General features: G+C 41.5%; 10 protein-coding genes. 3 read left to right on the top strand and 7 right to left on the bottom strand.

Annotation, left to right across the window (positions count from 1 at the left end; translation table 11 throughout):
• Positions 1–359: 359 nt before the first annotated feature.
• From LQ216_RS02945 to LQ216_RS02935, 3 genes are all read right to left on the bottom strand, one after another.
• Entirely contained in the window at positions 360–515 is a 156-nt protein-coding gene (locus LQ216_RS02945; protein WP_230126625.1) for a hypothetical protein, read from the bottom strand.
• A 67-nt stretch (positions 516–582) separates the two neighbouring features.
• Positions 583–1,821, bottom strand: a complete 1,239-nt coding sequence (locus LQ216_RS02940; RefSeq protein ID WP_230126624.1) for an ABC transporter permease — start codon at positions 1,819–1,821, stop codon at positions 583–585.
• Positions 1,814–2,713 (bottom strand): ABC transporter ATP-binding protein, encoded by a 900-nt coding sequence (locus tag LQ216_RS02935; RefSeq protein ID WP_230126623.1) that lies wholly within the window; start codon positions 2,711–2,713, stop codon positions 1,814–1,816. The genes LQ216_RS02940 and LQ216_RS02935 overlap by 8 nt, the downstream gene beginning before the upstream one ends.
• A gap of 172 nt (positions 2,714–2,885) precedes the next feature.
• Here LQ216_RS02935 and LQ216_RS02930 point away from each other — a divergent pair, with 172 nt between their 5' ends.
• Entirely contained in the window at positions 2,886–3,074 is a 189-nt protein-coding gene (locus tag LQ216_RS02930; protein WP_230126622.1) for a YhzD family protein, read from the top strand.
• 50 nt (positions 3,075–3,124) lie between these two features.
• Here LQ216_RS02930 and LQ216_RS02925 read toward each other — a convergent pair whose 3' ends face one another.
• Positions 3,125–3,886: an enoyl-CoA hydratase gene (locus LQ216_RS02925; protein ID WP_230126869.1), complete on the bottom strand. Its 762-nt coding sequence runs from the start codon at positions 3,884–3,886 to the stop codon at positions 3,125–3,127.
• 223 nt (positions 3,887–4,109) lie between these two features.
• Positions 4,110–5,723, bottom strand: a complete 1,614-nt coding sequence (locus tag LQ216_RS02920) for a long-chain fatty acid--CoA ligase (RefSeq protein WP_230126621.1) — start codon at positions 5,721–5,723, stop codon at positions 4,110–4,112.
• Positions 5,724–6,107: 384 nt separating this feature from the next.
• Here LQ216_RS02920 and LQ216_RS02915 point away from each other — a divergent pair, with 384 nt between their 5' ends.
• Positions 6,108–6,971, top strand: a complete 864-nt coding sequence (locus LQ216_RS02915; protein ID WP_230126620.1) for a dimethylarginine dimethylaminohydrolase family protein — start codon at positions 6,108–6,110, stop codon at positions 6,969–6,971.
• 85 nt (positions 6,972–7,056) lie between these two features.
• Here LQ216_RS02915 and LQ216_RS02910 read toward each other — a convergent pair whose 3' ends face one another.
• Entirely contained in the window at positions 7,057–7,869 is an 813-nt protein-coding gene (locus LQ216_RS02910; protein WP_230126619.1) for an alpha/beta hydrolase-fold protein, read from the bottom strand.
• A gap of 271 nt (positions 7,870–8,140) precedes the next feature.
• A complete protein-coding gene (locus LQ216_RS02905) occupies positions 8,141–9,655 on the bottom strand; it encodes a coproporphyrinogen III oxidase (RefSeq protein WP_230126618.1) in 1,515 nt (504 codons plus the stop codon).
• Positions 9,656–9,792: 137 nt separating this feature from the next.
• On the opposite strand from LQ216_RS02905, the gene LQ216_RS02900 reads away from it, so the two are divergent.
• Positions 9,793–10,254, top strand: coding sequence for a DinB family protein (locus LQ216_RS02900; RefSeq protein ID WP_230126617.1), 462 nt, complete (start codon positions 9,793–9,795; stop codon positions 10,252–10,254).
• The last annotated feature ends 54 nt before the right edge of the window (positions 10,255–10,308 follow it).

Genomic DNA, 10,308 nt, shown 5'->3' with positions numbered 1-10,308 from the left:
TGTGGCAACGTCGTTCTGACCCACATCGTGTGGGCCTCCGACAGGCATAAGACGAACCGCGAGGAGGCAGTTCCTAAAGTGAAACAGTGGTTTGGCTTATGACCCGAGGCCGACTAAAATCGCCACGTCCTTATGTCTTCGTCGGCACTAGTACGTCTTGTACGTCGAGGCTGAGCGCTGTAGCTAGACACCTATCAAAGTTAAAAAGGTTATACTTTCTTATCTTTCAAGAAAAGAAAGGTGACAGGAACCTCCATAAAACGATGGTCCCTGTCACTTTAAATTGAGTGCATGATCTAACTCTCAAATAATATTAATTTTTAAATTGATCTATGATACACATATCATTAAAGGATCCGCTAATTGTCTTTTTCATAAATTTTCTTTACAGTCGAATGGATATTATTAAGGCTTATTAAAATAAACCCTAGCATAACAAATGTTACTACTTCGCCTGTGAAAAATGAGATGACCCCCAATGCTAAAGCATAAAAACCGTTGAGCCAACTGTTCATATTTGAATCCTCCTCATTCATCAAAGACCTATTCACAGGATGTGAATAGGTCTCCTGAGTTAGTTTACTATTTAATTTGCAGGGCTTTCTTTATGTCTCTATAAGATTTGGAGCTTCCATACATAAGAACCCCGCCTCGGTATACTTTTCCTCCGAAAATCCCAAGTACTACAATGGTAATGACCAGAATCCCTATACTGAGCGCGATTTGCCAGAACGGGACCGAAATCATGCCGACCCGCAGGAACATAATCATCGGGCTGAAAAACGGAATGAATGAAGTTCCCGTAATGAAGCTGGATGTCGGATCGTTAAGTCCATACATCGCAATAAAAAAGCCGACCATGACAAGAATAGTCAACGGCGCAATCATCGGCTGCACATCCTCTACTCTGCTGACCATCGAGCCAAGGAAAGCAGCGAGGGTCGCGTACAGGAAGTAACCGAGCAAGAAAAAGATGATCGCGTATATAATGGTTGAAATGCTTGTATTGCCGAAACCAAAAAAACTAGAAAACCCTTCATTCATGTCATTCATGTTTTGTTTGATAAACCCATAGCCTACTGCGATAATTAATGACAATTGGGTGATGCTTAACAAGGCAATCCCAAGGATTTTCGCAAACATCTGTTGAACAGGCGGCACGCTGGAAACGAGGATTTCCATCACCCTTGACGTTTTCTCCATGGCCACTTCATTGGCAATCATGCTGGCATACATGATGACATTAAAGTAGATGAAAAATACAATAATGTAGACAAGACCGCGGGCCTGATTCAGCTCTTCTTCGGTTTTGGCACTTTTCTCAAGCGCGACTTTTTCAAACGCGGCAGGTGCATTCAATGCCGCCAGCTGCTCTGATGTCAGCTTCAGTTCTCCTGCCGTCAGATTGTTCTTCACGCTGGTCAACGCCATTAAAAGGTCATTGCTTATGGTAGAATCCGAGATCGAATTCGACTTATAAGTACCTTTCAACTTTTCAGTTGAATCATTCTCTATTATCAGATAGCCTGTAAGTTTATCACTATTTACAAGCTTCTTGGCTGAGGCTTCATTCTCAACCAGCCTAAGCTTTACACCTTTATTGATTGCCTGCATTTGCCCTTCTAACTGATCATACATGAGTCCTGTTTGATCGATTACTCCAATATGGTCCTTTTCTTCTTTATCAAAATAATCGATGATCTTTGTCAGATTCGCCAGTCCTACAATTAACAAAAGTGTGATAATCGTAGATACAATGTATGACTTCGTTTTTAGCTTTGAAACATATGTATGGAACAATACAATGAAAAACTTATTCATATGTGGTCCCCACCTTTTCTATGAAAATATCATTCAAGGAAGGCTCCTGAAGCTCGAATTTCCTGACAAATCCTCTCGGCACCAATTCACGGAGAATATTCTCGGCAACGTCTTCTCCGGTGACCTGAAGGACTCTGCCCTCTGTTGTTGTCTTCGATTTTGTAACACCCGAGAATCCATCCAGGAACGCTAAATCAAAATCTGCGTGAACCGCAACATTTTTCTTGCCAAAACTGCGTTTGATATCCTTCAGTTTTCCTGCTACCACCGGGCTTCCCTTATGCATGATACATAAATCCTCACAAAGCTCCTCGACATGCTCCATTCGATGGCTGGAGAAGACGATTGTCGTCCCTTTTTCACGCAAATCAATCACAGCCTCTTTAAGTAACTCCACATTTATCGGGTCCAGTCCGCTGAATGGCTCATCAAGGATTAACAGCTTCGGCTTATGTATCACCGAGGTAATAAACTGGATTTTCTGCTGATTCCCTTTTGAAAGCTCTTCAACCTTCTTATCCATATATTCAGGCACCTTGAAACGCTCCAACCAGTAGCCCAGTTCTTTCACTGCCGCCGCCTTATCCATTCCTCTTAATCTTGCAAGATAGACGACCTGATCCCGCACCTTCAATTTTGGATATAAGCCGCGCTCCTCAGGCAAATAACCGATGATTGGGCTCGTTGAATAATCAATAGATCTGCCGTTCCAGGTTATTTCACCCTCCGTCGGATCTAAAAGACCAAGAATCATCCGGAAGGTTGTCGTTTTCCCGGCTCCGTTTGCTCCTAAGAAGCCAAACATTTCCTTTTCAGCAATCGAAAAATTTAAAGAATCAACAGCAGTAAAATTCCCAAACCTTTTCGTAACATTGTTTATCTGTAGTGCCACTCGTATTCCCCCTTTACGCAAATGGGCCATTTCCCATATCAGTTAAAGTATACCAGTATTCAAAACTGGGCTGCAAAAAAACTTTTAATTTATTGAATATTATGTAAAAATAATATAAAGGCGATTCATGAAGATCTACTACAAACTACACTATTAAAAAGGGGTTATTATTATGAGTAGAATTTATAAGTTAACCGTATTCGAACCATCTGGAGAAAAACTGCTGGACGAATCATTTCAAGCAGAAACGGATGACGAGGCAAAAGACTTGGGTGGGAATTTACTAAAGGAAAAAAACTATGAAGACAAAACACACCGCTGCACTTCACCTGCTGGAAAATTGATTCTTTTCCATCGCTAGAATGTAAGCGCGAACAAAAAGGCCGACAGTTTTCCTGCCGGCCGCTTTCTTTACTTGCCTGTAAAATTCGGTTTTCTTTTCTCGACAAATGCTTGGATACCTTCCTGGTGATCGCTTGTTCTGCGCATTTTCATCTGTGCGTTTTTTTCAAGTTCAAGCATTTTTAATAACAGCGGCCGGTTTTTTTCACCGAGGATTTTTTTCGTCTTAATCATCGCCTGAATTGGGCTGTTCAGCCATTTCTCCAGCTTCGTCTCAATGGCTTGATCGAGCGTTTCGGAAGCGACTTCGTGTATTAATTCTTTTTCGAATGCTTCTTGCGCCCTCATTACTTTTCCTTCCCAAATGAGTTCCTTTGCGCGAACTTCACCCAGTCTTCTTTCGAGGAAGAAATGGCCGCCTCCATCCGGCACAAGACCAATACCGATGAAGTTCATGGCAATTTTACTTTCAGGCTCGGCAATAATGTAATCCGTCGCTAGCGCCACACTCAACCCCAGGCCTGCTGCCGCTCCATGAATCCCACAAATGGTAAGCTTCGGCATAAAGTAAAGCGTTGTCACCAATTCACTAATGCAATCCATCAAAGAGTTAAAATCAGCCTCATCATTGGATGAAAGCATCATTTTGATATCTCCACCGGAAGAAAACGCTTTCCCTTTTCCTTTTAAAATAACAACATGGACATCTTCATTCGTCGTTATTTCCTTAAGTACGCTCACCAATTCACGCAGCATTGGCTCATTCATTGCGTTTAAAGCTTCAGGGCGGTTCAGTTCGACTGTAGCCGTTCTTTCTGAATACGTTACCATGATGGTCTCAGAAACCGAAGTTGATTCGTAGGATCCCACTGCTCTTCCTCCTCAAAAAAATTTTCTCATCCATATTATAACGTTTCTTTCACTTAAATATAAAGAAAAAAATGAATATTGTGAGAAGTCCCACTTTTAGGAATGATAAAAAGAGGATGGGATGGGATCCCACCCCCTATTAGCGATTATTGTATAACCTGTTTGCCCGTTCGAACAGACACTCTTATAGTTTCACCTTATCCTGGACTTGTTCACGAAGAGCCCTCTTCAGGAATTTGCCCACTGACGTCTTCGGAATTTCATCCATAAATAACACTTCATCCGGCAGCCACCATTTCGCAAACTGAGGCCTTAAAAATTCAATCAGTTCATCTTTTGTTACCTTATCTTTATAAGCTTCTTTAAGGACGACGCAGGCGACGGGCCGCTCCTGCCATCTTTCGTGCGGAACCGCGATAACCGCTGCCTCGAAGATTGCTTCATGAGCCATCAATGTGTTCTCTAAGTCTACTGACGATATCCATTCCCCGCCGCTCTTAATTAAGTCCTTGGTCCGATCGACAATCTTAACGAAGCCTTCACCGTCAACAGTTACAACATCCCCGGTATACAGCCAGCCATCTTTAAATGCACCTTCAGTCCTGTCGTCCCGGTAATACTCACTGGCAATCCACGGACCACGAATGAGCAATTCACCCATTTCTATTCCATCTGCTTTCACTTCGCCATCCTTGCCGATTACTTTTATTTCAATGCCCGGAACCGTCATTCCCTGCTTTGCTTTTAGCTCATACTGTTCTTCCTCTTCTAAATCATCATGATAGCTTTTCAGAGACGAGGTAAAAACAAGCGGACTTGTTTCTGTCATGCCGTATGCATGAACAAAGGGAATTTGGTGTTTTTGCTCAAACGCTTTGATCATGCTTTTAGGCGCCGCGGAACCACCACAAATTACCGCCCTGAGGCTGCTTGTGTCATATTCGTTTTCCTCCAGCTCATGCAGGAGGCCAAGCCAGATCGTTGGTACGCCTGCGGTTAGCGTCACTCTTTCCGATTCAATCAATTCGGCAAGTAATTTCGGGGTAAAATACGGTCCGGGCAAAACGAGATTACTGCCGAACCAGACCGCCGCAAACGGAAGCCCCCAGGCGTTCACATGAAACATCGGCACAACCGGCATCGCTGTGTCTCTCTCCGCGATGCCCAAATTGTCTGTCAAGCCCAGTCCAAGACTGTGAAGCACAATCCCACGGTGAGAGTAAACAACCCCTTTTGGATTACCGGTTGTAGCGGACGTATAGCACATGCCAGCCGGATCATTTTCATCGATTTCCTGAACGAATGGGTGTGCAGGATCGCCTTCTGCGATTAGCTTTTCATAATGGTATACAGGAGACAGTTTCGTTTCAGGCAGTTCTTCTGCATCGGTCATAATAATAAATCCTTTAACGTGCTGAATTTCTTCCTGAATGCTTTCAATCAGCGGCAGGACATCTGCATCAATCAACAATAATTTATCCTCAGAATGGTTCACGATATAAGAAACATGCTGTGGCGAAAGTCTTAAATTAATCGTATGTAGCACCGCCCCCGAGCAAGGGATTGCGAAATATGCTTCGAGATGCCGGTGATGGTTCCACGCAAGGGTGCCGATCCGGTCCCCTTTTTTCATTCCCAATTTTTCAAGGCTACTTGCCAGCCTTCTCGTGCGCTCGGCTATCTCGCAGTAAGTGAATCTTTGAATGCCGCTTTCCGTACGCGATATCACTTTTTTTTTCGAAAAATACTTTTCTGCTCTTTCAATCATCTGCGTCATAATCAAGGGAGTATTCATCATTTTTATTTTCCTCCTTATATAGAAAACGCTTTCAACCTTTATTCAATTCGATTTTTTTTTGGATTATCCTTTTTCGTTTTATATTTTAGGCTCTGTTAAATTCCATTGTTGATTTTCAAATGGTCATGGAATCTACTCGCTTTCCGCGGACGAACTGGCAAGCCTCCTCACTCGTACCTCGCTGCGGGGTCTTGCCAGCCCGTTTTTCCGCAGGAGTCTCGCAGATTCCCTTCCCAAAAATAACATTATCGTTTAACAGAGCCATATTTTAGAGGAATATATTTATGTAAATTGGGCCCTTTCTACAACTCAATCTTAGTAGGAAGTTTTTTCTTTTACAAATAGGGAAATAGTAAAGTTATATTTATTACTCAGGAGGAAAACATGTCTTTATCTCAGGAAAAAACAACCCAAACTTATTGCAATAGCGAATATGATGAATTAAAACGCGTGATCCTATGCGAGCCTCAATATATGACAATTCGCGAGGTCATTAATGATACCCAAAAACATTTTCAGGATGAAGGAATCCATATTGAAACGGCGATGAGGCAGCATGAAGGTTTTGTCTCTGCTCTTAAGCAGCATGGAATTGATGTGACTCTACTGCCATCTCTCAGCAAGTATCCTGAGCAGGTTTTCACCCGCGATATCGGGTTTACTCTTGGAGAAACTGCGTTTGTAGCAGAAATGGCCAGTGATGTTCGTCAGGGAGAAGAACAAGTATTGAAAAAATGGTTCGAGGACAACAACCTGCTCTATCACAATCTCGTTAAGGATCATATTGAGGGCGGAGATGTTTTGATCGACCGGAATACAATTTTTGTTGGCATCAGCAACAGGACACATGAAGGCTCAATAAAGCATTTACAAACATTGATGCCGCATCACGAAGTCATCCCGGTTCCCTTCGAAGCGAAATATCTCCATTTGGATTGTGTATTTAACATATTGTCACCCGAGGACGCTTTGATATTTCCGGAGGTGATCAGTGCGGCGGAAAGAGACTTCCTTGCAAAGCGATACCATTTAATTGAAGTGTCAGAGGAAGAACAGTTTACATTAGGCACTAATGTACTTTCGATCGGGAACAAAAAGGTGTTCAGCCTCCCCGTGAATAAGGACGTGAATAGGAAGCTGCGTGAACGCGGTTTTGAAGTAATTGAAGTCGACATTACAGAAATCATCAAATCTGGCGGCTCATTCCGTTGCTGTACAATGCCGATTTTACGGGAACCGTCTCATTGATGAATGAGATCCACAGTGAAATTGTGCTAACTGGTTCAGTTTTGAATACACAAAAATAGGTGCAATTAACACCTCTTTTTGTGTATTATTTGCTAGTTCGATCAACACTTATTGTCGCTCCTCTATCTATATTTTCTGACATCATAAAAGAAAATATTTCAGCAGTTCTTTCTCTAAAGAACTTATAGTGATGCTCCGCATCGTCAATAATATCAAACTTTGTATTGGTTATTTTCTTCCTTAAAATTTCATAAATGACTTTATTTGAAGCTAAAAACTCCTTACTTATTATATCCTTATCTATAGCTTCCTTAGTTCCACAATCTAAGTAAAACCTTTCAATTGATGACAAATCGGAATCTTGTAATAGCTTTTCTATTTCCTCCTGGTTACGATAAAAAGCAGAAGATACAACCGCTACCTTTTTGAATACTTGAGGATAGCAGCACGCAGCGTATGTAGAAATAAGTCCTCCTAATGAAATTCCCGCCATTGCAGTATGGTCTTTTAACGTACGGTATTTATGGTCAATTAACGGCTTTAGTTCTTTTACGATAAAATCCACATATTGTTTCCCTTTTCCGCCTGATGAACTATCTTTTCCTAATATTCTCTTACTGTATTCACCATTTACCCAAGGGCAATATTCATTGATTCGCTCATCGCTATTTTGGTCTATTCCGACCACGATAACTTCCAATCCATTTTCATCTAAATAGTTTTCAAGTTCCATCGATTTTCCACCGATAGCATCTTTATCCTGAAAGACATTTTGCCCATCGTGCATATACAATACGGGGTAACTTTTGCTTTGCTTTTTGTAATTTTTAGGTAGATATACTCTAATCATTCTTTCTTGTTTGAACGAAGTTATATGTACAGGGAATATTTCTAACACAATTATTCCCCCTTTCCCATTATTTTTATATTTCAAATTTACCATAATTATTGTTCAATTAATTAACGCAATCGGTTTAAGCATGATTTAAACTGGTTGACACCGAGCATTGGTAACCTGCTAATTAAAAGGTTATATAGGTGTATTTTCATTGCTTTGTTTTGTGAAAAATACTGATATAAAAGCAATAATAAAAGGTCCAAATCATATGTGATTTGAACCTGAATTTCAGTGTAATTCATTTTGTTCAATAAAACCGATCCAGATACGCTCAGGCATGGAAGTTTTCTTTCTTAAACAATTCTTCAAGAATCTCAATCTTTTTATGGGTATAATGCTCAAAATGATCGTTATAAGATTTAGGATCTTTAGGATTGGCGAATTGTGTGATTTTTTCGGTTACTGGATCGATAAATTTGCTTGCGGCTCCACAGCCTAGTCCGATTATCGTCTGCTGCTCTTCCATGATCATGATGTTATAAATGCTTTCCTGCCCTGGAATCGAGTAACCGACGTTTTCAAGGTTACCGAGTATGTTTTTCTGACGGTATAAATAGTAAGGAGTGTAACCATGTTCTGCCGTCCAATTTTCAGCCGCATTCATCATTTTCTCAGCTTCTTCTCTTGAAGCGACCTGATATTTTTGCTTATCCCTCGTCATTTCCGATGCGCGTTTAAATGAAAGCGTATGGACCGTAAGTGATTCCGGCATCAGCTTTTCTGTTTCATCCAAAGTTATCTTGAATTCTGGCAGTGCTTCACCTGGTAAACCAATGATTAAATCCATATTAATATTATTCATGCCCATACTGCGGGAAAGATGGAATTTTTCAATCGTTTCTTCCACGGTATGATGTCTTCCGATTGCCTTCAGTGTTTCCTGAATATATGATTGTGGATTCACACTGATCCGGTCGATGTTCCACTTCTTCAGCACTTCCAGCTTCTCTGGCGTAATCGTATCCGGCCTTCCCGCTTCAACTGTTATTTCTCTTACCTTGTCCACATCAGGGAAAGAGGCATACATTTCCTCATATAACATATCCATTTCTTCAGCGGTAATGCTCGTCGGGGTGCCACCGCCGTAATAGATTGTCGTGATCTTGATGTTATTCTCCTTCATCCATTTGCCAATTTCCCGAATCTCAAAATGCAAACCGCCGAGAAACGACTGAACCGAACCCTGCCTGCCATTGATTGCATACGCCGGGAACGTACAGTATGCACACTTGGTCGGGCAAAACGGGATCCCGATATAAATACTCACTTCATTTTTTAACGAATACAGGTCTGGTACTACATCCAATTGACGCTCGACGATTTTTTGCATCAAGGCTACTTTTTCTTCGGAAATCATATAATCTTCCTGCAATTGCTCATGGGCGATTTTTGGCGAAATACCCTGCTTTACTTTTCGATGCAGCAGCTTTGTCGGGCGGATGCCCGTCAGGATGCCCCATTTTTGCTTGATGCCGGTCATGTCTTGCAGCACATTCACAAAAACATAGGATACGGCTCTTTTGACTTGTTTAAATACCTCTTTATCTGTACTTTCAGGTGCGATTTTTATTTCATGGCTGGCTTGATACCTTTTATCGGTTTCTTTCTCGAACAACTCAGCTTTCGCCGAAACTGTATCAGAGGCTTGCCAGTTGAACGCAATCTGTAGCTCCGCTGAATCGTCTGCAGCAAGCAGGACTTTGGATTCCTCGAAAAACAAGTTGGCTATATTTTGAAGCGGCCGGTGGAAACGCTCATCATCCAGCCCTTTTATTCCAATTCGCAAGATCATCACCTAACTACTATTCAAAATTTGTTGTTACATCATACAGGAGATTAAAAATTTACATAGAAAACTATTATTGTTATGCTTGCAAAGTTAAACGAAAAACAATCAATAGTCAATTGGAAGGGGATAAAAAGATGAGTGAACTATTAATTAAACAGTTTGAACTAACAAGGAACAATCTTCTGAAAGAGGTAGCTGCATTGAATCCCGAGCTTATTGATATCCAGCCGGAAGGATTCAATAACACCATTCACTGGCATATCGGCCATGTACTCACTGTGACCGAACAATTTATGTTTGGGTTCCCTGAAAAATCAAGCCAGTTGCCGGAAAATTATCCTGCCCTATTCGCTTATGGCACGAAGCCGGCTGACTGGCAAGGAGAAGTGCCCGGCATCGGTCAACTTACCGAACAGCTAACTGAACAGCTGAGCCGCCTTAAGCAAATTCCCGTTGAAAGTTTTAAGAAGGAATTAGAAGAGCCATTTTTAGGATCACAGACGTACGGTGAAATTGGCAACATGTCCGCTTATCATGAAGCGTACCACCTTGGGCAGATACATGCGATGGATCGTCTAATCAGCAAGAAAAAATGAGTAAAAAAAAACAGGCCATTTTGAACTGCACCCCAATTGTTAGACACAACTAAC

It is taken from the genome of Bacillus sp. CECT 9360 (genome assembly GCF_918741275.1).
Taxonomy (GTDB): domain Bacteria; phylum Bacillota; class Bacilli; order Bacillales; family DSM-1321; genus Peribacillus.
This window is presented reverse-complemented; position numbering and strand designations above follow the sequence as displayed.

Coding starts and splice junctions, on each gene's coding strand:
- LQ216_RS02945 (WP_230126625.1), bottom strand. CDS start 515: ATGAACAGTTGGCTCAACGGTTTTTATGCTTTAGCATTGGGGGTCATC.
- LQ216_RS02940 (WP_230126624.1), bottom strand. CDS start 1,821: ATGAATAAGTTTTTCATTGTATTGTTCCATACATATGTTTCAAAGCTA.
- LQ216_RS02930 (WP_230126622.1), top strand. CDS start 2,886: ATGAGTAGAATTTATAAGTTAACCGTATTCGAACCATCTGGAGAAAAA.
- LQ216_RS02925 (WP_230126869.1), bottom strand. CDS start 3,886: ATGGTAACGTATTCAGAAAGAACGGCTACAGTCGAACTGAACCGCCCT.
- LQ216_RS02920 (WP_230126621.1), bottom strand. CDS start 5,723: ATGATGAATACTCCCTTGATTATGACGCAGATGATTGAAAGAGCAGAA.
- LQ216_RS02915 (WP_230126620.1), top strand. CDS start 6,108: ATGTCTTTATCTCAGGAAAAAACAACCCAAACTTATTGCAATAGCGAA.
- LQ216_RS02900 (WP_230126617.1), top strand. CDS start 9,793: ATGAGTGAACTATTAATTAAACAGTTTGAACTAACAAGGAACAATCTT.